Origin of the sequence: Streptomyces stoeckheimensis (genome assembly GCF_045822005.1) — a bacterium.
Classification (GTDB): domain Bacteria; phylum Actinomycetota; class Actinomycetes; order Streptomycetales; family Streptomycetaceae; genus Streptomyces; species Streptomyces stoeckheimensis.
Genome location: NZ_CP169550.1, coordinates 2,978,297 through 3,002,492, shown reverse-complemented (window position 1 = coordinate 3,002,492; position 24,196 = coordinate 2,978,297). Strand labels below are relative to the sequence as shown.

22 protein-coding genes and 1 pseudogene are annotated in these 24,196 nt (G+C 70.3%); 17 read left to right on the top strand and 6 right to left on the bottom strand.

Features of this window, described 5'->3' with window-relative positions; all coding sequences use genetic code 11:
* Positions 1 to 44: 44 nt before the first annotated feature.
* From glyA to ACE1OC_RS13345, 12 genes are all read left to right on the top strand, one after another.
* Complete coding sequence (glyA, locus tag ACE1OC_RS13400) at positions 45 to 1,277, top strand: serine hydroxymethyltransferase (protein WP_407837204.1); 1,233 nt, start codon at positions 45 to 47, stop codon at positions 1,275 to 1,277.
* 104 nt (positions 1,278 to 1,381) lie between these two features.
* The gene (locus ACE1OC_RS13395; RefSeq protein ID WP_266960082.1) at positions 1,382 to 2,716 is read left to right on the top strand and encodes an MraY family glycosyltransferase; all 1,335 of its coding nucleotides are present in this window, start codon (positions 1,382 to 1,384) and stop codon (positions 2,714 to 2,716) included.
* Between the two features lie 274 nt (positions 2,717 to 2,990).
* Positions 2,991 to 3,428: a hypothetical protein gene (locus tag ACE1OC_RS13390; RefSeq protein ID WP_266955159.1), complete on the top strand. Its 438-nt coding sequence runs from the start codon at positions 2,991 to 2,993 to the stop codon at positions 3,426 to 3,428.
* A gap of 240 nt (positions 3,429 to 3,668) precedes the next feature.
* Positions 3,669 to 4,478, top strand: coding sequence for a F0F1 ATP synthase subunit A (gene atpB, locus ACE1OC_RS13385; protein WP_266960080.1), 810 nt, complete (start codon positions 3,669 to 3,671; stop codon positions 4,476 to 4,478).
* Between the two features lie 81 nt (positions 4,479 to 4,559).
* Entirely contained in the window at positions 4,560 to 4,796 is a 237-nt protein-coding gene (locus ACE1OC_RS13380) for a F0F1 ATP synthase subunit C (protein WP_266955157.1), read from the top strand.
* A 42-nt stretch (positions 4,797 to 4,838) separates the two neighbouring features.
* Positions 4,839 to 5,381, top strand: coding sequence for a F0F1 ATP synthase subunit B (locus ACE1OC_RS13375; RefSeq protein ID WP_266955155.1), 543 nt, complete (start codon positions 4,839 to 4,841; stop codon positions 5,379 to 5,381).
* Positions 5,378 to 6,193 (top strand): F0F1 ATP synthase subunit delta, encoded by an 816-nt coding sequence (locus ACE1OC_RS13370; RefSeq protein WP_407837203.1) that lies wholly within the window; start codon positions 5,378 to 5,380, stop codon positions 6,191 to 6,193. The genes ACE1OC_RS13375 and ACE1OC_RS13370 overlap by 4 nt, the downstream gene beginning before the upstream one ends.
* A gap of 130 nt (positions 6,194 to 6,323) precedes the next feature.
* The gene (atpA, locus tag ACE1OC_RS13365; protein WP_407837202.1) at positions 6,324 to 7,919 is read left to right on the top strand and encodes a F0F1 ATP synthase subunit alpha; all 1,596 of its coding nucleotides are present in this window, start codon (positions 6,324 to 6,326) and stop codon (positions 7,917 to 7,919) included.
* A gap of 20 nt (positions 7,920 to 7,939) precedes the next feature.
* Positions 7,940 to 8,857 (top strand): F0F1 ATP synthase subunit gamma, encoded by a 918-nt coding sequence (locus tag ACE1OC_RS13360; RefSeq protein ID WP_407837201.1) that lies wholly within the window; start codon positions 7,940 to 7,942, stop codon positions 8,855 to 8,857.
* Positions 8,857 to 10,299 (top strand): F0F1 ATP synthase subunit beta, encoded by a 1,443-nt coding sequence (gene atpD, locus ACE1OC_RS13355; protein WP_030708152.1) that lies wholly within the window; start codon positions 8,857 to 8,859, stop codon positions 10,297 to 10,299. Before ACE1OC_RS13360 ends, atpD begins: the two co-directional genes overlap by 1 nt.
* 129 nt (positions 10,300 to 10,428) lie before the next feature.
* Positions 10,429 to 10,803 (top strand): F0F1 ATP synthase subunit epsilon, encoded by a 375-nt coding sequence (locus ACE1OC_RS13350; protein ID WP_407837200.1) that lies wholly within the window; start codon positions 10,429 to 10,431, stop codon positions 10,801 to 10,803.
* 131 nt (positions 10,804 to 10,934) lie between these two features.
* Positions 10,935 to 11,384, top strand: coding sequence for a DUF2550 domain-containing protein (locus ACE1OC_RS13345; RefSeq protein ID WP_250744740.1), 450 nt, complete (start codon positions 10,935 to 10,937; stop codon positions 11,382 to 11,384).
* Positions 11,385 to 11,444: 60 nt separating this feature from the next.
* Here the strand turns inward: ACE1OC_RS13345 and ACE1OC_RS13340 are convergent, their stop codons facing one another.
* The 3 genes from ACE1OC_RS13340 to ACE1OC_RS13330 all read right to left on the bottom strand — a co-directional run bounded on the left by ACE1OC_RS13340 (position 11,445) and on the right by ACE1OC_RS13330 (position 15,401).
* Positions 11,445 to 13,301, bottom strand: coding sequence for a glycosyl hydrolase family 18 protein (locus ACE1OC_RS13340; RefSeq protein WP_407837199.1), 1,857 nt, complete (start codon positions 13,299 to 13,301; stop codon positions 11,445 to 11,447).
* A gap of 202 nt (positions 13,302 to 13,503) precedes the next feature.
* Complete coding sequence (locus ACE1OC_RS13335) at positions 13,504 to 14,145, bottom strand: response regulator (protein WP_407837198.1); 642 nt, start codon at positions 14,143 to 14,145, stop codon at positions 13,504 to 13,506.
* A complete protein-coding gene (locus tag ACE1OC_RS13330; RefSeq protein WP_407841551.1) occupies positions 14,142 to 15,401 on the bottom strand; it encodes a sensor histidine kinase in 1,260 nt (419 codons plus the stop codon). Before ACE1OC_RS13330 ends, ACE1OC_RS13335 begins: the two co-directional genes overlap by 4 nt.
* 167 nt (positions 15,402 to 15,568) lie before the next feature.
* On the opposite strand from ACE1OC_RS13330, the gene ACE1OC_RS13325 reads away from it, so the two are divergent.
* Positions 15,569 to 16,138 carry a hypothetical protein gene (locus tag ACE1OC_RS13325; RefSeq protein WP_407837197.1) on the top strand — a complete coding sequence of 190 codons (570 nt, stop codon included), beginning with the start codon at positions 15,569 to 15,571 and terminating at the stop codon, positions 16,136 to 16,138.
* Positions 16,139 to 16,199: 61 nt separating this feature from the next.
* Here ACE1OC_RS13325 and ACE1OC_RS13320 read toward each other — a convergent pair whose 3' ends face one another.
* On the bottom strand, positions 16,200 to 16,772 hold the full coding sequence (locus ACE1OC_RS13320; RefSeq protein WP_407837196.1) for a cob(I)yrinic acid a,c-diamide adenosyltransferase: 573 nt from the start codon (positions 16,770 to 16,772) through the stop codon (positions 16,200 to 16,202).
* Between the two features lie 197 nt (positions 16,773 to 16,969).
* Here ACE1OC_RS13320 and ACE1OC_RS13315 point away from each other — a divergent pair, with 197 nt between their 5' ends.
* The 3 genes and pseudogenes from ACE1OC_RS13315 to ACE1OC_RS13305 all read left to right on the top strand — a co-directional run.
* A complete protein-coding gene (locus tag ACE1OC_RS13315) occupies positions 16,970 to 17,818 on the top strand; it encodes a 3-hydroxyacyl-CoA dehydrogenase family protein (protein ID WP_407837195.1) in 849 nt (282 codons plus the stop codon).
* Positions 17,819 to 17,977: 159 nt separating this feature from the next.
* Positions 17,978 to 18,301, top strand: coding sequence for an STAS domain-containing protein (locus tag ACE1OC_RS13310; protein ID WP_243336243.1), 324 nt, complete (start codon positions 17,978 to 17,980; stop codon positions 18,299 to 18,301).
* 222 nt (positions 18,302 to 18,523) lie between these two features.
* A pseudogene (locus ACE1OC_RS13305) lies at positions 18,524 to 20,350 on the top strand (ATP-binding protein); the annotation flags it as partial.
* Between the two features lie 1,313 nt (positions 20,351 to 21,663).
* Here ACE1OC_RS13305 and nucS read toward each other — a convergent pair.
* Positions 21,664 to 22,335, bottom strand: coding sequence for an endonuclease NucS (gene nucS, locus ACE1OC_RS13300; RefSeq protein WP_250744748.1), 672 nt, complete (start codon positions 22,333 to 22,335; stop codon positions 21,664 to 21,666).
* A gap of 220 nt (positions 22,336 to 22,555) precedes the next feature.
* On the opposite strand from nucS, the gene ACE1OC_RS13295 reads away from it, so the two are divergent.
* On the top strand, positions 22,556 to 22,948 hold the full coding sequence (locus ACE1OC_RS13295; RefSeq protein WP_243336246.1) for an SCO5389 family protein: 393 nt from the start codon (positions 22,556 to 22,558) through the stop codon (positions 22,946 to 22,948).
* A gap of 161 nt (positions 22,949 to 23,109) precedes the next feature.
* Here ACE1OC_RS13295 and ACE1OC_RS13290 read toward each other — a convergent pair whose 3' ends face one another.
* Positions 23,110 to 24,141 (bottom strand): LLM class flavin-dependent oxidoreductase, encoded by a 1,032-nt coding sequence (locus ACE1OC_RS13290; protein WP_407837194.1) that lies wholly within the window; start codon positions 24,139 to 24,141, stop codon positions 23,110 to 23,112.
* Between the last annotated feature and the right edge of the window lie 55 nt (positions 24,142 to 24,196).

Genomic DNA, 24,196 nt, shown 5'->3' with positions numbered 1-24,196 from the left:
CAGTGGCTGGTACCCGGTATGCGGTACCCCCCTGGAGTCGCGCCATGAGCGTCATCACCCAGCCCCTGGACCTGCTGCGGCAGCAGGATCCGCAGATGGCCGACGTCCTCGACGGGGAACGGCAGCGACAGGCGACCGGGCTGCAGCTGATCGCCGCCGAGAACTTCACCTCGGCCGCCGTGCTCACCGCACTGGGATCAGAGCTCGCCAACAAGTACGCCGAGGGGTATCCCGGCGCCCGCCACCACGGCGGCTGCGAGTACGCCGACCTCGCCGAGCAGATCGCCGTCGAGCGGGCCCGCGCCCTCTTCGGCGCCGAGCACGCGAACGTGCAGCCGCACTCCGGATCCGCCGCCGTGCTCGCCGCGTACGCCGCGCTGCTGCGGCCCGGGGACACCGTGCTGGCCATGGCGCTCACCTCCGGGGGCCACCTCACCCACGGGTCGCCCGCCAACTTCTCCGGGCGCTGGTTCGACTTCGTCGGGTACGGAGTGGACGCCGCGACGGGGCTCATCGACTACGCCCGGGTGCAGCGGCTCGCGCACGAGCACCGGCCCAAGGCCATCGTGTGCGGGTCCATCTCCTATCCGCGGCACCCCGAGTACTCCGTGTTCCGGGAGATCGCCGACGAGGTCGGGGCCTTTCTGATCGCCGACGCCTCCCACCCCATCGGACTCGTGGCCGGCGGGGCCGCGCCCAGCCCCGTGCCCTACGCCGACATCGTCGTGGCCACCACCCACAAGGTGCTCCGGGGTCCGCGCGGCGGGATGATCCTCTGCGGGTCCGAGTTCGCGGAGCGGATCGACCGGGCGGTGTTCCCCTTCACCCAGGGCGGCCCGCAGATGCACAGCATCGCCGCCAAGGCCGTGGCCTTCGGCGAGGCCGCCGGGCCCGCCTTCACCTCGTACGCGCACCGGGTGGTGGCCAACGGCCGGGCCCTGGCCGACGCGCTCGCCGCCGGCGGGTTCGCGATCACGACCGGGGGGACCGACACCCACCTGATCACCGCCGACCCCGCACCGCTGGGCGTCGACGGCGCGGGCGCCCGGGGCCGGCTGGCCGCAGCCGGCATCGTGCTGGACACCTGCGCCCTTCCGTACGGAGACCAGCGCGGGATCCGCCTCGGCACCGCGGCGGTGACCACGCAGGGCATGGGGGAGGCGGAGATGGGCCGGATCGCCGAGCTGTTCACGGCCGCGCTGACCGGCGGGGAGCCCACGAAGATCCGTAGCGACGTCAACGAGCTGGTGGTCAGTTTTCCGCCGTATGGGGTTTAAGCAGGGCAAGAGCGACGTACCGCAACCGGGATACCGCCCCTGCGCGTCCCCGACAGTGAGTACATCGCAGCTAGTGTGTGGGGCTGAGATGGCCGGCGATACATCTGGGGCAGCCCGTGCGTGAATATCTGCTGACGCTTTGCGTCACGGTCGCGGTGACTTATCTACTCACCGGGCCCGTGCGGAAGTTCGCGATCGCGGTGGGGGCGATGCCCGAGATCCGTGCGCGCGACGTGCACCGGGAGCCCACTCCGCGGCTCGGCGGCATCGCGATGTTCGGCGGACTGTGCGCCGGCCTGCTCGTCGCGGACCACCTGAAGAACCTCAACGGGGTCTTCGAGCTGTCGAACGAGCCGCGGGCCCTGCTCTCCGGGGCGGCCCTGATCTGGCTGGTCGGCGTGCTCGACGACAAGTTCGAGCTCGACGCCCTGATCAAGCTCGGCGCCCAGATGATCTCCGCCGGCGTGATGTGCATGCAGGGCCTGACCATCCTGTGGATCCCGGTCCCCGGAGTCGGCTCGGTCTCGCTCACCCCCTGGCAGGGCAACCTGCTCACCGTGGCCCTCGTCGTGATCACCATCAACGCGGTGAACTTCGTGGACGGCCTCGACGGCCTCGCCGCTGGCATGGTCTGCATCGCGACCTGTGCGTTCTTCCTCTACGCCTACCGGATCTGGTTCGGCTACGGGATCGAGGCGGCCGCGCCCGCGACCCTCTTCGCCGCCATCCTGATGGGCATGTGCCTCGGCTTCCTGCCGCACAACATGCACCCCGCCCGCATCTTCATGGGCGACTCCGGCTCGATGCTCATCGGCCTGGTGCTGGCCGCTGCCGCCATCTCCGTCACCGGACAGGTGGACCCGGACGCGATGGCGCTGTTCGTGGGTGGTGAGCGCAACGCGACCCACGCGATGCTGCCCGTGTTCATCCCGCTGATCCTGCCGCTGACGATCATCGCGATCCCGATGACGGACCTGGTCCTCGCCATCGTGCGGCGCACCTGGAAGGGCCAGTCGCCCTTCGCTGCGGACCGCGGACACCTCCACCACCGGCTCCTGGAGCTCGGGCATTCGCACAGCCGGGCGGTGCTCATCATGTATTTCTGGTCAGGATTGATCGCCTTCGGCACCGTGGCGTATTCCGTGCATTCCGCCTCGATGTGGATCGTGCTGGCGATCTCCGGGCTGAGCGCCGTGGGCCTGCTGCTGCTCCTGCTGCCGCGCTTCACCCCGCGTGCCCCCCGCTGGGCGGAGCGGCTGGTCCCGCCGCGCTACCGGCACGCGGAACGGGCCGCGGAGGCCGCCCTGCAGGACGACGCGGCGGCGGAGCCGGAGCCGGCCCGGCCGATCGTGGCGGGTGTCTCCGGCGTCAACGGGGCGACCGCCATCGGCCCCCGTTCGCGCTTCCCCGACCGGCGTAAGGCCGGGTCCTCCCGCTGACGTCCGACGCGCATGTCGGACATGAACTCCCTTTACCAGACAAGCCGCTTGCGTGTCGCGCACACACGGGCAGGGTCACTCTCATGTGTGACAGTCCGCACACCCTCCGAGTAAAGCTCTCATCAAATACTTTGTGATACCGTTCACTAAACCCGGCGACAGAGCCGAAGGACCGTAGTGCGACGGTCCATTGGCCCGAGGTTCCCTCTCGGACCGGGCTTACGCTCGTCCTGTACGAGTCCCGTGCCCCCACCACCACGCGGAGCAAACCGCCATGCGGTCAGATGACGTCCGATCCCTCCTGCAATCCGCCGTTCCCACGGCTGTCGCCGGCGCTCTCGCCGCCGTCATCAGTGGGATCGTCGCCGGTGGCAAGGGGGCCGTGGGCGCCGTCGTCGCGACGGTGGTGGTGATGCTGTTCATGGGCATCGGATTCCTCGTACTGCAGCGCACGGCGAAATCACTGCCGCACCTGTTCCAGGCCATGGGGCTCATGCTCTACACGGCCCAGATCCTGCTGCTCTTCGTCTTTCTCGCCGTGTTCAAGAACACGACACTGTTCAACCCCAAGGCCTTCGCGATCACGCTCGTCGCCACCACCCTGGTGTGGATCGGCGCACAGGCGCGTGCTCATATGAAGGCCAAGATCCTCTACGTCGAACCGGATTCGATGAAGGGCGACAAGCCCGGAAATTCGGGTCAGAAGTCGTGAGGGGTAGGGGCGGAATAAGTGCGCGTTCGAGATGCTGCTATCGTCCGGTTTCAACTGCGGCATTGCGGGCGCGGGCATCTGAGCTGACGCCTGTTCCATCGCGAGGCTCGATGCCTGACTGTCGCCCCACCATCCGTAACACCAGTCCAGTGCCGAACCGCGGCTGCACGCCGCGCCGACACAACGAGGTTGCCGTACCTATGCGCCACGCTGAAGGAGCCTGCGGTGAGTGCTGCTGACATGACGCTCGCCTTCGATATCAATTGTCATTTCGAAGACGGCACTGGCTGCGGCTTCCCGGGCCCGACCCTGTACTCGTTCCTGTTCAAGCCGATCTTCGGTGACGCCGACAGCAACCTGTACTTCAACAAGACGATGCTGCTGGCCCTCCTGGGCTCGCTCGTCATCGTGGCCTTCTTCTGGGCCGCGTTCCGGAAGCCGAAGGTCGTACCGGGCAAGCTTCAGATGGTCGCCGAGGCGGGCTACGACTTCGTACGCCGCGGCATCGTCTACGAGACGCTCGGCAAGAAGGAAGGCGAGAAGTACGTCCCCTTCATGGTCGCGACGTTCTTCTTCGTCTGGATCATGAACCTGTGGTCGATCGTGCCGCTCGCCCAGTTCCCGGTGACTGCCGTCATCGCGTACCCGGCCGGCCTCGCCCTCGTCATCTACGTGATGTGGATGTCGGTGACCTTCAAGCGCCACGGCTTCGTGGGCGGCTTCAAGAACATCACCGGCTACGACAAGTCCCTCGGCCCGATCCTGCCGATGGTCATGGTGATCGAGTTCTTCTCGAACGTCATCGTCCGACCCTTCACTCACGCGGTCCGACTGTTCGCGAACATGTTCGCCGGCCACACGCTGCTGCTGCTGTTCACGATCGCGAGCTGGTACCTGCTGAACGGGATCGGCATCGCTTACGCGGGCGTCTCGTTCGTCATGGTCATCGTGATGACCGCGTTCGAACTCTTCATCCAGGCTGTCCAGGCGTACGTCTTCGTCCTCCTGGCCTGCAGCTTCCTGCAGGGCGCGCTCGCCGAACACCACTGAGCCACAGCCCGCTCCTGCAATCCCCCCGAATCGTCCGGTGGCCAACCCCCACCGGTCCATGAAAGAGAAGGAAGAACTGGCATGTCCCAGATCCTCGCTGCTGCCACCGAAGGCGTCACCGGCTCCCTCAGCTCTGTCGGCTACGGTCTCGCGGCCATCGGCCCGGGCGTCGGCGTCGGCATCATCTTCGGTAACGGCACGCAGGCTCTTGCCCGTCAGCCCGAGGCTGCCGGTCTGATCCGCGCCAACCAGATCCTCGGCTTCGCCTTCTGTGAGGCGCTCGCCCTCATCGGTCTGGTCATGCCGTTCGTCTACTAAGACGAACTCAACGACTAGTCCGAATCGACGAAAGGCACTGATGTGAACCTCCTGGTTCTCGCGGCCGAGGAGCCGGGTAACCCCCTCGTCCCGCCGATCCCCGAGCTTGTCATCGGTCTGATCGCCTTCGTCATCGTCTTCGGTTTCCTCGCGAAGAAGCTCCTCCCGAACATCAACAAGGTTCTGGACGAGCGCCGCGAGGCCATCGAAGGCGGTATCGAAAAGGCTGAGGCCGCTCAGACCGAGGCTCAGAGCGTGCTGGAGCAGTACAAGGCCCAGCTCGCCGAAGCCCGGCACGAGGCCGCTCGCCTGCGCCAGGACGCTCTGGAGCAGGGCACTGCGCTCAAGGAAGAACTGCGCGCAGAGGGCCAGCGGCAGCGTGAGGAGATCATCGCTGCCGGTCACGCCCAGATCGCGGCTGACCGCAAGGCCGCCTCTTCCGCTCTCCGTCAGGACGTCGGCAAGCTGGCGACCGACCTGGCCGGAAAGCTTGTCGGCGAGTCCCTCGAGGACCACGCCCGGCAGAGCCGCACGATCGACCGCTTCCTCAGCGAGCTTGAGGAGAAGGCCGAGGCCGCCCGATGAACGGAGCGAGCCGCGACGCGCTGGCCACCGCCCGCGAGCGTCTCGACGCGCTGACGGACAACACGTCCGTCGACGCGGCGAAGCTCGCCGGCGAGCTGGCGGCCGTCACCGCGCTGCTCGACCGTGAGGTCTCGCTGCGTCGGGTCATTACGGACCCGGCGCAGTCCGGCGAGGCCAAGGCCGAGCTGGCCGGCCGTCTGCTCGGCGGCCAGGTGGGCGGGGAAACCCTCGACCTGGTGTCCGGCATGGTCCGGTCCCGCTGGTCGCAGTCCCGTGACCTGGTGGATTCGCTCGAGGTCCTGGCGGCCACCGCCGACCTCACGGCGGCCCAGACCGCCGGAGGCCTCGACGACGTCGAGGACGAGCTGTTCCGCTTCGGCCGGATCGTCACCTCGAACACCGAGCTGCGCGCAGCACTGACCGACCGGTCGGCCACCGCCGCCGCCAAGAGCCAGCTGCTCCGCAGCCTGCTCGGCGGCAAGGCGAACGCCGTCACCGAGCGGCTGGTCACGCGTCTCGTCACGCACCCGCGTGGACGTAGCCTGGAAGCGGGCCTCGAGTCCCTTTCGAAGGTCGCCGCCGAGCGTCGTGGCCGCATGGTCGCCACCGTGACCACCGCGGTTCCGCTCAGCGACGTCCAGAAGCAGCGTCTCGGCGCGGTGCTGGCCAAGCTGTACGGCCGCCCGATGCACCTGAACCTCGACGTGGACCCCGCGGTCCTCGGCGGGATCTCGGTGCGGGTCGGCGACGAGGTCATCGACGGCACCATCGCGGACCGCATCGCCGAGGCGTCGCGCCGCATGGCCGGCTGACCAGCCACAAATTAGTACGAAGCATTCCTAGCGGCCCGGTTGGGCCGTGCAGAACTTGCAGAAGATTCCTGGGGGTCGCCCCCAGACCCCTAAGAAGCTTCAGGCCCAACAAGGAGAGCAGGGAACCCAGATGGCGGAGCTCACGATCCGGCCGGAGGAGATCCGGGACGCACTGGAGAACTTTGTCCAGTCGTACCAGCCGGACGCGGCCTCGCGCGAGGAGGTCGGGACGGTCAGCGTTGCCGGCGACGGCATCGCGAAGGTGGAGGGCCTGCCCTCCGCCATGGCGAACGAGCTGCTGAAGTTCGAGGACGGAACCCTTGGTCTCGCCCTGAACCTCGACGAGCGCGAGATCGGTGCGGTCGTCCTCGGCGAGTTCAGCGGTATCGAGGAGGGCCAGCCGGTGCAGCGCACCGGTGAGGTGCTCTCCGTCGGCGTCGGCGAGGGTTACCTCGGCCGCGTTGTCGACCCGCTCGGCAACCCGATCGACGGCCTCGGCGAGATCGCGACCGAGGGCCGCCGCGCCCTCGAGCTGCAGGCCCCCGGCGTCATGGTCCGCAAGTCGGTCCACGAGCCGATGCAGACCGGCTACAAGGCCATCGACGCGATGGTGCCGGTCGGCCGTGGTCAGCGTCAGCTGATCATCGGTGACCGTCAGACCGGCAAGACCGCTCTGGCCGTCGACACGATCATCAACCAGCGCGACAACTGGCGCTCGGGCGACGTGAACAAGCAGGTTCGCTGCATCTACGTCGCCATCGGCCAGAAGGGCTCGACCATCGCGTCCGTTCGCGGCGCCCTGGAAGACGCCGGTGCGCTCGAGTACACGACGATCGTCGCCGCCCCGGCGTCCGACCCGGCCGGCTTCAAGTACCTGGCGCCGTACACCGGTTCGGCCATCGGTCAGCACTGGATGTACGCCGGCAAGCACGTCCTGATCATCTTCGATGACCTGTCGAAGCAGGCCGACGCCTACCGCGCCGTGTCGCTGCTGCTGCGCCGTCCGCCGGGCCGCGAGGCCTACCCGGGCGACGTCTTCTACTTGCACTCCCGTCTGCTGGAGCGTTGCGCCAAGCTCTCCGACGACATGGGTGCCGGTTCGATGACCGGTCTGCCGATCGTCGAGACCAAGGCGAACGACGTGTCGGCGTTCATCCCGACCAACGTCATCTCCATCACCGACGGCCAGTGCTTCCTGGAGTCCGACCTGTTCAACGCGGGCCAGCGCCCGGCGCTGAACGTCGGTATCTCGGTCTCCCGCGTCGGTGGCTCGGCCCAGCACAAGGCCATGAAGCAGGTTTCCGGCCGTCTGCGCCTGGACCTCGCCCAGTACCGTGAGCTCGAGGCGTTCGCCGCCTTCGGTTCCGACCTGGACGCCGCGTCGAAGGCCTCGCTGGAGCGCGGCAAGCGTCTGGTGGAGCTGCTGAAGCAGGGCCAGTACCAGCCGATGCCCGTCGAGGAGCAGGTCGTCTCCGTCTGGGCCGGCACCACCGGCAAGATGGACGACGTCCCGGTCAACGACATCCGTCGCTTCGAGTCGGAGCTGCTGGACCACCTGCGCCTCGAGCGCAAGGAGCTCCTCACCTCCATCGCGGACGGCGGCAAGATGTCGGACGACACTCTGACGACCATCGCCGACGCCATCGCCAACTTCAAGCGGCAGTTCGAGACCTCGGACGGCAAGCTCCTGGGCGAGGACGTACCGGCCGTCAACGTCTCCAAGTGACGACGGAAGGGACCTGACTCATGGGAGCGCAGCTCCGGGTCTACAAGCGTCGCATCCGTGCCATCACGGCGACCAAGAAGATCACCAAGGCGATGGAGATGATCGCCGCCTCGCGCATCGTCAAGGCGCAGCGCAAGGTGGCGGCGTCGATGCCGTACGCGACCGAGCTCACCCGTGCGGTGACCGCGGTGGCGACCGGTTCGAACACCAAGCACGCCCTGACCACGGAGGTCGAGGCGCCGGTGCGCGCCGCGATCGTGCTCATCACGAGCGACCGCGGTCTGGCCGGCGGCTACTCCTCGAACGCCATCAAGCAGGCGGAGCGGCTCACCGAGCGGCTGCGCGGCGAGGGCAAGGAGGTCGACACCTACATCGTCGGCCGCAAGGGTGTCGCCTACTACGGGTTCCGTGAGCGCAAGGTCACGGAGTCGTGGACGGGCTTCACCGACAGCCCGGCTTACGCCGACGCCAAGCGCGTCGCGGCGCCGCTGATCGAGGCCATCCAGACGGCTACGGCCGAGGGCGGCGTCGACGAGCTGCACATCGTCTTCACGGAATTCGTGTCGATGATGACGCAGAACGCGGTGGACGGCCGGATGCTGCCGCTCAGCCTCGACAAGGTCGAAGAAGAGGACGGTGCGAAGGGCGAGATCCTTCCGCTGTTCGACTTCGAGCCGTCGGCGGAGGACGTCCTCGACGCCCTTCTGCCGCGCTACGTCGAGAGCCGCATCTACAACGCACTGCTGCAGTCGGCCGCTTCCGAGCACGCCGCCCGCCGCCGCGCGATGAAGTCGGCTACCGACAACGCCGGGGATCTCATCAAGAGCCTCTCCCGGCTTGCCAACGCGGCCCGCCAGGCCGAAATCACCCAGGAAATCAGCGAGATCGTCGGTGGCGCGAGCGCCATGGCTGACGCGACCGCGGGGAGTGACAAGTAATGACGACCACTGTTGAGACGGCCGCCGCCACGGGCCGCGTCGCCCGGGTCATCGGCCCGGTCGTCGACGTGGAGTTCCCCGTCGACGCCATGCCCGAGATCTACAACGCCCTCAAGGTCCAGGTCGCCGACCCGGCCGAGGACGGCAAGCTCAAGACCCTGACCCTCGAGGTCGCGCAGCACCTGGGTGACGGCCTCGTCCGTACCATCTCGATGCAGCCGACCGACGGTCTGGTCCGCCAGGCCCCGGTGACCGACACGGGCGAGGGCATCACCGTCCCCGTCGGTGACTTCACCAAGGGCAAGGTGTTCAACACCCTCGGTGAGGTGCTGAACTACCCGGAGGAGAACGCCAACGTCACCGAGCGCTGGCCGATCCACCGCAAGGCGCCCCGCTTCGACGAGCTCGAGTCGAAGACCGAGATGTTCGAGACCGGCGTCAAGGTCATCGACCTTCTCACCCCGTACGTCAAGGGTGGAAAGATCGGTCTGTTCGGTGGTGCCGGTGTCGGCAAGACCGTTCTGATCCAGGAAATGATCTACCGCGTCGCCAACAACCACGACGGTGTGTCGGTCTTCGCGGGCGTCGGTGAGCGTACCCGTGAGGGCAACGACCTCATCGAGGAAATGGCCGACTCGGGCGTCATCGACAAGACGGCGCTTGTCTTCGGCCAGATGGACGAGCCCCCGGGCACCCGTCTTCGCGTCGCGCTTGCCGGTCTGACCATGGCGGAGTACTTCCGCGATGTGCAGAAGCAGGACGTGCTCTTCTTCATCGACAACATCTTCCGTTACACCCAGGCCGGTTCGGAGGTGTCGACCCTTCTGGGCCGCATGCCGTCCGCCGTGGGTTACCAGCCGAACCTGGCTGACGAGATGGGTCTGCTGCAGGAGCGCATCACCTCGACCCGCGGTCACTCGATCACCTCGATGCAGGCGATCTACGTCCCCGCGGACGACCTGACCGACCCGGCGCCGGCCACCACCTTCGCCCACCTCGACGCGACGACGGTTCTTTCCCGTCCGATCTCCGAGAAGGGCATCTACCCGGCCGTGGACCCGCTGGACTCGACGTCCCGCATCCTCGACCCGCGGTACATCGCGGCGGACCACTACGCCACGGCGATGCGCGTCAAGGGGATCCTGCAGAAGTACAAGGACCTCCAGGACATCATCGCGATCCTCGGTATCGACGAGCTGGGCGAGGAGGACAAGCTCGTTGTCCACCGTGCCCGTCGTGTCGAGCGCTTCCTGTCGCAGAACACGCACGTCGCCAAGCAGTTCACCGGCGTCGACGGTTCGGACGTTCCGCTCGAGGAGTCGATCACGGCCTTCAACGCGATCTGCGACGGAGACTACGACCACTTCCCCGAGCAGGCGTTCTTCCTCTGCGGTGGCATCGAGGACCTGAAGGCGAACGCCAAGGAGCTGGGCGTCTCCTGAAGCCGCGCTCATCCGTGAGCACAGCTGAATGACGGAGAGGGGCGGGTGTGTCCCGTCCCTCTCCTCACGCCCATTAGAATTTGACCCAACACCCGGCCATACCGCCGGGTGGTGACCCGAGGAGCCACCATGGCTGCTGAGCTGCACGTCGAGCTGGTCGCGGCGGACCGGAGTGTCTGGTCCGGCGAGGCCACCCTGGTTGTCGCCCGCACCACGTCCGGCGACATCGGCGTCATGCCCGGTCACCAGCCGCTTCTCGGTGTGCTGGAATCGGGCCCGGTGACCATCCGTACCGTCGGGGGCAACACTGTTGTCGCCGCGGTGCACGGCGGATTCATCTCGTTCGCGGACAACAAGTTGTCGCTGCTGGCCGAGATCGCCGAGCTTGCCGACGAGATCGACGTCGAGCGGGCGGAGCGGGCACTGGAGCGCGCGAAGGCGGAGACCGATTCGGTCTCCGAGCGTCGCGCCGATGTCCGGCTGCGCGCGGTTTCGGGGCGCTGAGCCCCGGTACTGGTAAGAGTTTCAAACCTCAGCCGCGGCCTGTTCCGGAATTTTCCGGACCGGGTCGCGGCTGAGGCGATGCAGGTCGTTTTTCGTTTTGGGTATTCGATGAGCGAGGAGGTCGGTGAAAGATGCTCCTCGCTCTGCTTGTGAGCGGCCTGGTCGTAGTAGCCCTGGTGGTGATCGGGCTGTTTGTGTTCGGGCTGCGCCGCAGGCTGATCCAGCGCTCCGGCGGCACCTTCGACTGCAGCATGCGCTGGGGCGTGTCCGAGGAACCGGACGTCTCCGGCAAGGGCTGGGTGTACGGGGTCGCGCGCTACAGCGGTGACCGCATCGACTGGTTCCGCGTCTTCAGCTACTCCCCGCGGCCGCGCCGGCTCCTGGAGCGGGCCTCCATCGAGGTCATCGCCCGCCGTGCGCCCGAGGGCGAGGAGGAGCTGGCCCTGCTCTCCGACGCCGTCGTCCTGTGCTGCTCGCACCGCGGCACCCGGCTGGAGCTGGCGATGAGCGATGACGCGCTGACCGGATTCCTGGCCTGGCTGGAGGCCGCGCCGCCCGGGCAACGGGTGAACGTCGCCTGAGGCGTGACACACGAGAAGCCGGAGGGACGGGGGCGGACCCGTCCCTCCGGCTTCGGTCGTTTACTGCAGTCCGCTGTGGACCGCGGTCGCGAGCTCACCGTTCGCGGTGTCGCCGCTGAACTCCCAGTAGAAGGCTCCCTTGAGGCCCTGCTGCTTCGTCCAGGTCATCTTCGAGGCGATGGTGGCGGGGGTGTCGTAGCTCCACCAGTTGCTGCCGCACTTGGCGTACGCCGTGCCCGCGATGGTGCCGGTCGACGGGCAGGAGCTCTTGAGGACCTTGTAGTCCTCGATGCCCTGCTCGTAGGTGCCCGGGGCCGGGCCGGTGGCGGTGCCGCCGGGGGTGGCCTGGGTGACGCCGGTCCAGCCGCGGCCGTAGAAGCCGATGCCGAGGTTGAGCTTCGAGCCGGCGATGCCCTTGCCCTTGAGCTTGGTGATGGCGGCCTCGGAGTTGAAGCCGGCGATCGGGATGCCGCTGTACGAGGTGAGCGGGGAGTGCGGGGCCGTCGGGCCCTGGGCCGCCCACGCGCCGAAGAAGTCGTACGTCATGACGTTGTAGAAGTCGACGTACTGGGCGGCGCCCGCGTAGTCGGCGACGTCGAGCTTGCCGCCGTTGGAGCCGTCGGCGGAGATGGCGGCGGTGACCAGGTTGCTGCTGCCGAACTTCGTGCGCAGCGCGGAGAGGACGTTCTTCAGGGAGGCGGCCCCGCTGGTGTCGCAGGACAGGCCGCAGGCGTTCGGGTACTCCCAGTCGATGTCGATGCCGTCGAAGACGTCGGCCCAGCGCGGGTCCTCGACCAGGTCGTAGCAGGACTGGGCGAAGGCGGCCGGGTTCGCGGCGGCCTGTCCGAAGCCGCCGGACCAGGTCCAGCCGCCGAAGGAGTAGAGGACCTTGATGTTCGGGTACTTCTTCTTCAGCTGGCGCAGCTGGTTGAAGTTGCCCGCGACCGGCTGGTCCCAGGTGTCGGCGGTGCCGGACACGCTGGAGCCGGCGTCGTAGGTCTTCTGGTAGTCGGCGTAGGCGTCACCGATCGTGCACTTGCCGCCCTGGACGTTGCCGAAGGCGTAGTTGATGTGCGTGATCTTCGCGGCGGTGCCGGAGGTGACCAGGTTCTTCACGTGGTAGTTGCGCTGGTAGACGCCCCAGTTCGTGAAGTAGCCGAGCTTGACCGCGGCTCCCGGGGTGCCGGGGTCGCCCGGGTCGGATCCGCCGCCGGTGGTGGTCACCGAGAGGGCGCCGGAGGAGGGGCCGGTCTGGTCGATGGTGTCGCGGGCGGTGACCGTGTAGCTGTAGGCCGTGCCCTTGGTCAGGCCCGAGTCGGTGTACGACGTGGTCGCGACGGTGGCGATCTTGGTGCCGCCGCGGAAGACGTCGTAGTTCTTGATGCCCTTGTCGTCGGTGGCCGCGGCCCAGCCGAGGGTCAGGCTCGTGTCCGTGACGCCGCTGGCCGTGGGGGTGCCGGGGGCGCCGGGCGGGTTGTCGGTGGGGCTGGTGCCGCCGTCGCAGCTGCCGCCGTTGACCTTGCAGCCGCTGGGGGCGCCGGAGCCCGTGCCGTTGAAGCCGAAGCTGATGGTGGCGCCGGGGGCGAGGGTGCCGTTCCAGCCGACGTTCTTGCCGGTCCAGTGGGTGCCCGAGCTGGTGACGGTGGCGTCCCAGGCGGAGGTGACGGCGGTGCCGGCCGGGTAGTCCCACTCCACGGTCCAGCTGCTGAGGGTGGTCGTGCCGGTGTTCTTCACCGTCCACTTGCCCTCGAAGCCGGAGCCCCAGTCGGAGACCTTGGTGTACGTCGCGGTGGCCGAGGCGGCCGCCTCGGCGGGACCGGCGATGGCCACCAGTCCGGCGAGGGGCAGGGTGAGGACGGCCAGTGCGGCCGCGACTCTTCGAAACAGCGGTGCGCGTCGTGGGGGTGCTGTGCTCAAGGGTGCTCCTCCGAGGTCCGCAGCGGCCGTGGGGACGGCCGCTGCATGGGGGTGGGACCTGCGCCGCCCGTGAGCGCGCCGTATGACGTTTTGTCATGGCACGCTCACCACAGTTGTGCGTGAGAGTAGAAAGGTCTGGACCAACCGTCAAGAGGTCCAGACCTCCCGCAGCAACCTCGGATGCATTTCCGGCCGGATTCGGCTAGAGCCCCAACTCCTGTGCCAGCACTGCGGCTTGGACCCGGCTGCGCAGTTCCAGTTTGGCCAGCACCCGGCTGACGTGCGTCTTCGCCGTCGCCTCCGCCATCTCCAGGCGCACCGCGATCTCCGCGTTCGCCAGACCCTCGCCCAGGCACCCCAGCACCTCCCGCTCGCGCGGGGTCAGCGACTCCACCGTCGCCGGTACGGGGACCGGTACGGGCCGCGGGGCCGCGAACTCCGCGATCAGCCGGCGGGTCACCGCCGGGGCGATCAGGCCCTCCCCGCGCGCGACGGTCCGTACCGCCGTGATCAGTTCCGCCGCGTCCGCGTCCTTCAGCAGGAAGCCCGACGCGCCCGCGCGCAGTGCGCCGAAGACGTACTCGTCCAGGTCGAAGGTGGTGAGCACGAGGACGTCGGCCAGGCCCTCCGCGACCACCTGACGGGTCGCCGAGACCCCGTCCAGGCGCGGCATCTGCACGTCCATGAGCACCAGATCGGGCCGCAGCTCACGGGCCAGGCGCACGGCCTCCTCCCCGTCCGCGGCCTCGCCCGCCACCTCGATGTCGCCGGCGCTGCGCAGGATCAGGACCAGCCCGGCCCGTACCGCGCTCTGGTCCTCCGCCACCACGACCCTGATCGTCACGCCCGTACCGCCTCTTCTTCCACGGGCAGCGTCGCCCGGACCCGCCAGACCGCGTCCGCGCGGCCCGCTTCGAATGCCCCGCCCAGCAGTTCCGTCCGCTCGCGCATGCCGATGAGGCCGGCGCCGGAGCCGGGTGCGCGGGGGCCGGGGCGTTCCCCGTAGGGGGATTCGACCACGACGTGCAGCGCGCCGCCGCCGGCCCGGCCGCCGCCCGCGGGGCGGTCGCGGGCCAGGCGGACGGTGACCGCGCCCGGAGCGGCGTGCTTGAGGGCATTGGTCAGCGACTCCTGGACGATCCGGTACGCCGCCAGTTCCACCGGGGCGGGCAGCGGATCGCGCGTCGGCCCCCGGGTGCCCCCGGCTTCCGCCGCTTCCCCGGGCCGGTCATCGCGGAGTACGAAGTCCAGCCCGCTCGCGGCCCCGTTGGTACGGGCCTGCTCCAGCAGGGCGTCCAGCCCGTCCAGCGAAGGCGTGGCGACGGCCTCCTGCCCGGCGCCCGCGTCCCGCAGCAGTCCGATCAGGCGGCGCATCTCGGCCAGTCCCTGGACGCTGTTCTCCCGGATCACCCCGAGCGCCTCGCGGCTGGTGGCGGGGGAGTCGATGGAGAGCGCGGCGGTGGAGTGGATGGCGATGGCGGAGAGGTGGTTGGCCACCATGTCGTGCAGTTCGCGGGCCATCCGGGCCCGCTCGGCGACGACCGCCTGGGAGCGGTCCATCTCGGCCAGCAGCGCGGTCTGCTCGGCGCGCAGCCGGGCGGCCACGGCGGCCTCCCGGTGGTTGCGCAGGGTGGCGCCGGTCAGTGCCGGTCCGAAGCTCACGATGCCGGTGACCACGCCGATCAGCAGCGCCTGCGGGGTGCGCAGCCAGGCCACGGCGGCGATGGTGACGGCGACGGTGATCAGGCCGGTCTGGACCGGGAGGCGGCGGGCCATGGCCGGTTTGCCGTAGACGACGGCCGCGTACATCAGGTCGGTGAAGATCAGGACGGTGGCCAGGTTCCCCACGGTGAACTGGTCGGCGATCAGCCCCGCGGTGCCGACCGCCAGGGTCAGCCGGGGCATGCTGCGGCGCAGCAGCTCCATCGCCCCGAGGACGAGGAGCGGCACCAGGGCGGCCCAGGCCGGGAGCAGGTCCCGGCCGGGGGAGCTGTGCACCCCGAGCGACCACAGGAGCAGGCCGGCGGCCACGCTGCACCCGGCGAGCAGCACGTCGTCGCGGTGCGGTGGCGGGATCTTGAGGGTCACGGACCCATCCAACAGGCTGCGGCGGGGCCGGGCGTCGCCATCGGGGCTGCCTTTCGGGCGGGTCCCGTACATCGAAGGATGCAGGGCGGCCACCTTCGTATTCGTCATCGGCGACGAGGAAACGGTGCGCATCGGGCGGGAAGCTGGAGGCATCCCCCACCGCAGGAACGGAGACTCCCGTGCTCGTCACCCTGATCATCGCTTGTGAAGTCGGCTTCTGGGTCCTGCTGGCCGGCGGCCTGGCCCTGCGCTACCTCGCGAAGATGCCGAAGACCGGCGCGGCCGTCCTGCTGTGCGAGCCGCTCCTGGAGCTGGCCCTGCTGGTGGCCACCGCGGTGGACCTGCGCGGCGGCGGCGAGCCGGACTGGAAGCACGGGCTGGCCGCGCTGTACCTGGGTTACACCGTCGCCTACGGGCACTACACCGTGCGCTGGCTCGACGGCCACGCCGCGTACCGGCTGGCCGGGGGTCCGAAGCCGGCCGGCGCCGGTTACGGCGCGGCGCGGGCCGTCCACGAGTGGAAGCTGGTCGCGCGGACCGTCCTCGCGGCGGCCGTCGCCGCCGGCCTGCTGCAGGCCGCGATCTGGTACGTCGGCGGTTCGGGCGACACCACGGTGCTGCGCGGATGGCAGCTCGCGGCCCTGCGGGTGGTCGGCATCCACGCCCTGATCGCCGTCGCCTACACGGTGTGGCCGAAGCGGGCACCGGCGAAGGCGCTCTCCGCCGCCTCCTCCGCGGACCGGTCCTAGGTCCTGGACGCTACGGGCCCCGGGCCGGCCGTCGGGGGCCCGTTCGGGACCTGTCCGGGTCCTACCGGTCGCCGCCGGGGACCCACAGGACGTCGCCGACCTCCTTGTTGGCCGTGCGGGCCAGGATGAAGAGGAGGTCGGAGAGGCGGTTGAGGTAGGTGGCCGTCAGCGGGTTCATGACCTCGCCGTGCACCTCCAGGGCCGCCCACGTGGAGCGCTCGGCGCGCCGGACCACCGTGCACGCCTGGTGCAGGAGGGCCGCGCCGGGGGTGCCGCCGGGGAGGATGAAGCTGCGGAGCTTCTCCAGCTCGCCGTTGAAGAGGTCGCAGTCGGCCTCCAGCTTGTCCACGTAGAACTGCTCGACGCGCAGCGGCGGGTACTCCGGGTCCGGGGCGACCGGGGTGCAGAGGTCGGCGCCCACGTCGAACAGGTCGTTCTGCACACGGACCAGGACCTTCACGACATCGGCGGGCAGCGAGCCGAGTGCGATGGCCGTTCCGATGGCCGCGTTGGCCTCGTTGGCGTCGGCGTACGCCGAGATCCGCAGATCGGTCTTGGCCGTGCGGCTCATGTCGCCGAGCGCGGTCGTGCCCTTGTCGCCGGTGCGGGTGTAGATGCGCGTGAGGTTCACCATGCCGCCACCCTAGTGCGGGCCAACTGCGGCCCCCTGTCGCACTGCTGGGCCGTCCCGGTGTGATGTCCGTCATCTGAGACGTGACGCGTGTTACTTCGCGGTCACTCCGCCCCTCCCGGACGCTAGTCTCCGCCGGAGAACGAACGAGGCTGTGCCGTATTCGAGGCCGTGTCCTATCGAAGAACGTGGGGTGTGCAGTGGCTGGGAAGCTTGCCGTCATCGGTGCCGGACTGATGGGTTCCGGAATCGCGCAGGTCTCCGCTCAGGCGGGTTGGGACGTCGTGCTGCGCGATGTCACCGATGCCGCTCTGACGCGTGGTACCGACGGGATCAAGGCCTCGTACGACCGCTTCGTCTCCAAGGGCAAGCTGACGGCCGAGGACGCCGAGGCGGCGCTCGCCCGCATCACCACGACCACCGAGCTGGAAGCCGTCGCCGACGCGGACATCGTCGTCGAGGCCGTCTTCGAGAAGCTCGAGGTCAAGCACGAGATCTTCCGCGCGCTCGACAAGCTCGTGCGCGAGGACGCGATCCTCGCCTCCAACACCTCCGCCATCCCGATCACCAAGATCGCGGCCGTGACGGAGCGTCCGGAGCGGGTCGTCGGCGCGCACTTCTTCTCGCCGGTCCCGATGATGCAGCTGTGCGAGCTCGTGCGCGGCTACAAGACGAGTGACGAAACCCTTGCCGCCACCCGGGCGTTCGCCGAGTCGGTCGGCAAGACCTGCATCGTCGTCAACCGCGACGTCGCCGGCTTCGTGACGACCCGTCTCATCTCCGCGCTGGTCGTGGAAGCCGCGAAGCTGTACGAATCGGGCGTCGCATCGGCCGAGGACATCGACATCGCCTGCAAGCTCGGCTTCGGGCACGCGATGGGCCCGCTGGCCACGGCAGACCTCACCGGCGTCGACATCCTGCTGCACGCCACCAGCAACATCTACACGGAATCGCAGGACGAGAAGTTCGCACCGCCGGAGCTGATGCGCCGCATGGTCGACGCGGGCGACATCGGCCGCAAGAGCGGTCAGGGCTTCTACAAGCACTGAGCACCAGTTCGAAGGCCTGCACCCCACAGGGTGAATTAGGTATCGGTTCGCTCACGGTCGGCAACTTCCCTGCCCCTGAGGCAGTCAGTTGCAGTGAGAGTTGCCGACCACGGACCAGTCGGACCATAAGCAATCAGTACCGCGCTGCCGGGAGTACACATGCACATCAGGGGCGACCACGCCGAACTCGCTGTCGGGGGTCGCCTCGACGTGCGCAGCGCGGCGGACGCCCGTACGGTCCTGCACACCGCCCTGGACGACGGTCACGGCGACCTCGTGCTGGACCTCACCGGGCTCGACTCCTGGGACGCGACGGGTCTCGGCGTGATCATGGGCGCCCACCGCCGGGCCGGCCGGACCGGCCGGCGGCTCGTGCTGCGCGGGGTCCCGCCGCAGATGCAGCGGCTGCTCGTGGCCACCCGGCTGCACCGGATCCTCGCGATCGAGGGCGGCCTGGAAGCGGAGTCCCTGCCGCGCGCGTGAACCCATACGCGGTTCACGCGCGGAGGGCCCGTTCCCCGGGGACGCCGGGCCTGCTTTACAGGGTCTGCGCAAACGTAACGGTCCGGTGGTGAAGGCACCCCTGCGGTTCACGCCCGGCCGGGCACGGTCTAGGGTTCGGGCGGAAACCGGACCAGTAGCGACAGCGGCGTGTGCGAAGGCCGGGCGAGACGACGGCGCACGGCGCGATCGGGGGACTTGGTCATGGACCGCAGCACACAGGGGCAGCAGGGGCAGGCCGATCCGGCGGAGCCGCCGGCGCGCGTGGTGACGCTCACGTCCGGGGACTACACCCTCACCGTGAACCCCGTCGACGGCAGCGAGATCGTCCGGACGCACCGCCCCGGCGGCGAGCCCGCCCCCACCCCGGTCAAGCGCACCCCCGCCGCCCGCGCCTCCGCGGCGGCCGCCGCACGGCCCCCCGTACCACCGGGCGCCCCGGCCGGTGCGCGGTCCCTGCTGGGCCGCGAGGAGGAGCGCGACCGCCTCGTACGCCTCCTCGCGCGCGGCCGCTCCGTACGGCTGACCGGGCCCTCCGGATCCGGGCGCACGGCGCTGCTCGACGCGGTCGCCGAGGCCTGCGCGGACCTCGCCCCCGACGGGGTCGTACGGCTCTGCGCGCAGGGACACCAGCAGCCCGGCGAGCTGCTCCAGGCGCTGTACGCCACCGTGTACGAGGCTTCGGCCGAACGCCCCGACCGGGCCGTCCTCCTCGCCCGGGTTGCGGAGATAGGCGCCGTCGTCCTCGTCGACGACCTCGAGATGGGCGGCACCGCCCTCGACGAACTGCTGCGGGCCACGCCGGAGTGCGCGTACCTGCTGGCCGCCACCCCCGACACCCGGGCCCCCTCCGACGACTCGCACCTCGAAGAGGTCTTCCTCGGCGGGCTGTCCCGCGCCGACTGCGTGGCCCTGCTCGAAGCGGGCACCGGACGGGCGCTGACCGACGAGGAAACGGCCTGGGCGGGGGACCTGAGCTTCGCCTCCGAGGGGCTGCCGCTGCGCTTCGTCCAGGCGGCCGCCTTGCTGCGACAGCGCGACGAACTCAACCGCACGGAGCCTGCCGACGAGGACGAGGAGCCCGGCGTCTTCGACGAGAAGCCGCGCGACACCGTGTTCGTGCCGCTGCCGACGCTGGCCGAGGCCGCCGCCCCGGCGGAACTGCTCGCCTCGCGGGTCAGCGAGTCGGCGCGGGCCGCGCTGCGGATCGCCTGCGCGCTCGGCGGGGAGCTGCCGCACCACGCACACCTGCCCGCGCTGGTCGGCGACACGCACGCCGACACGGCCGTCGCGGAGCTCCTCGACTGCGGGCTGCTGAGCCCCGTCGGGACGCGCTACCAGCTGGCCGCGGGGGTCGTGCGACAGCTGGAGGAGACCGGCTACGGGGACACCGCGGCCGAGGAAGCCCGTACGGCCGCCCGGCACTACGCCTGGTGGACCGGGCACACCTCGGTCAGCCCGGAACGGGTCGCCTCCGAGGCGGACGCGGTGCTCGCGGCGCTGGCCGGGGCCGATGTGGTGGCCGCGGTACTGCTGGCGCGCACGGCTGCCCCGGCGTTCGCGGCCTCGCTGCACTGGGAGGCCTGGGAGCGGGTGCTGCGCGCGGGCGCGGAGGCTGCGCGGAAGGCCGGCGAGGTCGCGGAGCAGGCGTACTTCCACCACGAGCTGGGCGTACTGGCCCTGTGCGAAGGCCGGCTCGACCGGGCGCGGGCCGAGCTGGAGGCCTCGATCGGGCTGCGCGGCGCGCTGGCCGACAAGCGGGGGACCGTGGCGGGACGGCGGGCCCTGGCCCTCGTCACCGACCGGGAGGCGGCGGAGACCCAGATATCGCCGCCCCTGCGATTGGCCCCGCCGGCCGCGTCCGCGGCTGCCGCCGGGGGAGCGCCGAGGGCGGCCGGGCCCGGCCGGCCGGGCGCGGCGGGCGTGCCGGCGGTTCCTGGGACGCCGGATGGTGCGGGGGCACCGGGGGGCGCGGGTGTCGCGGGCATCCCGGGTGCCGCGGCTGTTCCGCCGGTTTCGGGGGCACTGGGGGGTGCGGGTGCCTCCGGCGTCCCGCCGGTTCCCGGTGTTCCGGGTCTTCCGCCGGTCCCCGGGACTGCGGGGGCTCCGCTGCCTCCGGGTCTCGCCGGGCTTGCCGAGGTTCCCGGACTGCCCGGGGTTCCCGCCCCTCCGGGGCTCCCCGGGGCTGCCGGTACTACGCCGTTCCCTGCGGTGACCGGGCCTGCTGGGGCTCCTGCTGCTCCGGGGCTTCCCGGGGCTGCCGGTACTACGCCGTTCCCCGCGGTGACCGGGCCTGCGGGGGCTCCGTTCGTTCCTGGAGTTCCTGGAGGGGCGGCCGGGGTCGTCGGGCCTGCGGGGGCTTCGCCGCTTCCTGAAGTTCCCCGGGTTCCGGGCGTTCCCGGTGCGACAGGGACTCCGTTGGCTGCTGGCGCTGCTGGCGCTGCTGGCGCTGCTGGCGCTGCTGGCGCTGCTGGCGCTGCCGGGACGTCGTCGGCTCCCGGGGCGCCTGCCGTGCCCGGGGCTCCGGTGGCGCCCGCTGCTCCTGTGACTCCGGCGACGCTGTCGAAGGCCCTCGCCGCCCTGCCCGGGGCGGGACCCGGGGCCGCCCCGGTACCCGAGCGTGCGGCGACGCGCGCTCCGGAGGCCTTCACGACGGTCGTGCCCGCGGTGGCGCCGCCGGGCTCCGTCGCGCCCGCCACCCTGGCCGAGGCGTTCGAGGACGCCTTCCCCCTCAGCCCCGAGCCGGCCCCGGCGCCCAAGGCGACGCCCGCGCCGAAGTCGAAGCCCAGCCGCAAGCCGCTGCTGCTGGCCGCGGCCGGGGCGGTGACCGCCGTGGTGCTGGGCACGGTGGTCGCCCTGGCGATGGACACCGACGAGGAGCCGCCGGCGCAGGCGCCCGCGGTCTCCACGACACCGACCTCGGAGGAGACGCAGCCGCAGCCGAGCACCCCGGGTCCGAGCAGTGGCGATCCCTCGCCGGAGCCGGGGGTCTCGTCCCCCACCGCACAGGCACCGGGTACGACCCCGTCGCCGAAGAAGACGCCCTCGGGCAAGCCGTCGACGACGCCGACGCCGACTCCGCCGGTGAGCAGCCCGGCCTCGCCGCCGGCGTCGAGCTCGCCCCCGCCGGTGAGCAGCCCGCCGGCTTCCCCGAGCCCGTCCGCGACCGTGTCGCCGAGCCCTACGCACACGGCGCCGACCGATGAGCCGAAGCCTCCCGTGGCGGAGACGGGCGAGACGGGGAACCAGGCGCCCTGACGGGCCCGTTCGCGCAGAACGGGGCGGGGCGGGGCAGCGATCGCCGCCGCCCCGCCCCGCCCCGCCCCGCCCCGCGCAGACAGTGCCTAGAACAGGCGGAGCTTGTCGTCCTCGATGCCGCGCATCGCGTTGTAGTCGAGGACGACGCAGTCCATGCCGCGGTCGTTCGCCAGGACGCGGGCCTGGGGCTTGATCTCCTGGGCCGCGAAGATGCCCTTGACGGGCGACAGGTGCGGGTCCCGGTTCAGGAGCTCCAGGTAGCGCGTGAGCTGTTCGACGCCGTCGATCTCGCCGCGGCGCTTGATCTCCACCGCCACTGTCGCGCCGGAGGCGTCCCGGCACAGGATGTCGACCGGTCCGATCGCGGTCATGTACTCGCGGCGGATCAGCGTGTAGCCCTCGCCGAGGGTCTCGATCCGGTCGGCCAGCAGCTCCTGCAGGTGGGCCTCGACGCCGTCCTTGATCAGACCCGGGTCGGTGCCCAGCTCGTGGGAGGAGTCGTGGAGGACTTCCTCCATGGTGATGATGAGCTTCTCGCCCGCCTTGTTGACGACGGTCCAGACGCCGGCGTCGTCGCCGCTCCCCTCCTTGAGGGTGCAGGGCGGGGACATCCAGTTGAGCGGTTTGTACGCTCGGTCGTCCGCGTGGATCGAGACACTGCCGTCGGCCTTCACGAGGATCAGACGGGGTGCCGAGGGCAGATGGGCGGTGAGCCGGCCCGCGTAATCGACGGAGCAGCGGGCAATGACGAGACGCATGGTCGGCAACGCTACTCGACCGACGGGCCTGCACGCGATTCGCCCCCGAAAGCCCCGTTCGAGGATGGCGCGTTGTATGCGCATTCTCCTGGTGCGGTACCCACCGGGCGCCTACCGTGGTGAGCGGGAGGTTGCGACGCGTGCACACTGCGTGGCGATCTCCCTCCCTGCCCGTAAGGCTCCGGCAACCCAATCGGCCGGAGTCGCGAGAGGAGAACCCATGTCGCTCGACGTCTCACCGGCCCTACTCGAACAGGCCGAGCGAGGCGAGGTCGACGAAGCCGCTTTCGTCGACTGCGTCCGGACCTCCCTGCCCTACGCATGGGAGATGATCAGCTCGTTGGTGGCCCAGCTCAAGGTGGACGGCGGACAGTTCGCCGACAACCAGACGCCGCCGCCGGACGAGCAGGCGCGTGGCCAGCTGCTGCGTGCCCTTGCGAGTGACGCGATACGGGGTGCGCTGCAACGCCACTTCGGAGTGCGCCTGGCATTCCAGAACTGCCACCGGGTTGCGGTGTTCCCGCTGGACTCCTCGGTGGACGACCGGCTGGCCAAGTTCACTTCGATCCGTGGTCAGCTGCTCAACCAGTCGCCCGAAATGCGCGACTGTTAGCAGGAAGTTCCGCACGACAGCACGTCGCACGACCAGCACCTCGGCACGACCAGCACGACAGCACCTCCGCACGACAGCAGTCCGCACCGCCGTACGACCGTATCGCCGCACGACCGGTACCTCGCTGCCGCTCCGGTGCCAACGGAGCGGCAGCCCTGGTCTCAGCCGAGCCGGGGCAGCACCTCGGCGCCGAGGCGCCGGAGGTTCTCCTCGGTCGAGGCGAGATCGCCCGATCCTTCCGTCAGCAGGGCGAACCGCGTGATGCCCGTACGTTCCGACGTGGCCGCGAGCCGGTCGGCCGCCAGCTCCGGCGTGCCCACGGGATGCAGATCGCACAGCAGCTCGGTGTACGCGACCGGGTCCCGCATCGCCCGCTGCCGTCCGTCCACCGTGACGTGCGCGTCCAGGCCCTGCTTGAGCCAGCCCGGCATCGCCTTCAGCAGCGTTTCGCGGGCGTCCGCCGTCCGGTCCGCCAGCTGGCAGACCCCGGCCGACACGTGGGCCGCCTCGGGCGAGCGTCCCGCGGCGCGCGCCGTGCGCCGCCACAGCTCGACCATGGCGGCCTTGTCCTCGTCCCCGCAGTGCATGCCCAGCAGCATCGGCAGTCCGCGCTCCGCGGCAAGCCGTACCGAGCCGGGGGAGGTGCAGGCGACGATCAGTTCCGGCCCTGTCCCGTCCCCGTCCAGCGACTCCGACGCACGCGGTACGACGGCCACTTCGCGGAAGCCCTCCCGGCCGCCGGCCGTTGCCGCGGGCGCCCCCACGCGCGGCTCGGCCAGCCAGCGGCGCAGCAGGTCCAGGTCCTCCGGGAAGCGGTTCTCGTACGCGTCGAGCCCGCCGCCGAAGACCTCCAGGTCCACCCAGGGACCGCCCCGGCCCACCCCGAGGGTGAACCGCCCCTCCGAGGTCAGGTGCAGCAGGGCCGCCTGTTCGCCCAGGGCCACCGGGTGGGTGTTCGGCAGCACGCTCACCGCGGTGCCTACGCGCAGCCGCCGGGTGCGGCCCAGCATGAGGGCCGCCAGGGTCACCGCGGACGGGCAGACCCCGTACGGGACGAAGTGGTGTTCGGCGAGCCAGACCGAGTCGAGTCCGGCCTCCTCGGCCACCTCGGCGGTCCGCACCGCCCGGTGCAGTGCCTCGCCCTGTCCCTGTCCCGGGAACTGGGCCGCCAGTACAAATGCTCCTACGCGCATCGCCTTTAGCCTCCTCGCGGCTGACGCGGCCTCCCCCAGGCGGACCGGTTTCTTC

Coding starts and splice junctions, on each gene's coding strand:
- glyA (WP_407837204.1), top strand. CDS start 45: ATGAGCGTCATCACCCAGCCCCTGGACCTGCTGCGGCAGCAGGATCCG.
- ACE1OC_RS13390 (WP_266955159.1), top strand. CDS start 2,991: ATGCGGTCAGATGACGTCCGATCCCTCCTGCAATCCGCCGTTCCCACG.
- atpB (WP_266960080.1), top strand. CDS start 3,669: ATGACGCTCGCCTTCGATATCAATTGTCATTTCGAAGACGGCACTGGC.
- ACE1OC_RS13380 (WP_266955157.1), top strand. CDS start 4,560: ATGTCCCAGATCCTCGCTGCTGCCACCGAAGGCGTCACCGGCTCCCTC.
- ACE1OC_RS13370 (WP_407837203.1), top strand. CDS start 5,378: ATGAACGGAGCGAGCCGCGACGCGCTGGCCACCGCCCGCGAGCGTCTC.
- atpA (WP_407837202.1), top strand. CDS start 6,324: ATGGCGGAGCTCACGATCCGGCCGGAGGAGATCCGGGACGCACTGGAG.
- ACE1OC_RS13360 (WP_407837201.1), top strand. CDS start 7,940: ATGGGAGCGCAGCTCCGGGTCTACAAGCGTCGCATCCGTGCCATCACG.
- atpD (WP_030708152.1), top strand. CDS start 8,857: ATGACGACCACTGTTGAGACGGCCGCCGCCACGGGCCGCGTCGCCCGG.
- ACE1OC_RS13350 (WP_407837200.1), top strand. CDS start 10,429: ATGGCTGCTGAGCTGCACGTCGAGCTGGTCGCGGCGGACCGGAGTGTC.
- ACE1OC_RS13345 (WP_250744740.1), top strand. CDS start 10,935: ATGCTCCTCGCTCTGCTTGTGAGCGGCCTGGTCGTAGTAGCCCTGGTG.
- ACE1OC_RS13320 (WP_407837196.1), bottom strand. CDS start 16,772: ATGGTGAACCTCACGCGCATCTACACCCGCACCGGCGACAAGGGCACG.
- ACE1OC_RS13310 (WP_243336243.1), top strand. CDS start 17,978: ATGCACATCAGGGGCGACCACGCCGAACTCGCTGTCGGGGGTCGCCTC.
- nucS (WP_250744748.1), bottom strand. CDS start 22,335: ATGCGTCTCGTCATTGCCCGCTGCTCCGTCGATTACGCGGGCCGGCTC.
- ACE1OC_RS13295 (WP_243336246.1), top strand. CDS start 22,556: ATGTCGCTCGACGTCTCACCGGCCCTACTCGAACAGGCCGAGCGAGGC.
- ACE1OC_RS13290 (WP_407837194.1), bottom strand. CDS start 24,141: ATGCGCGTAGGAGCATTTGTACTGGCGGCCCAGTTCCCGGGACAGGGA.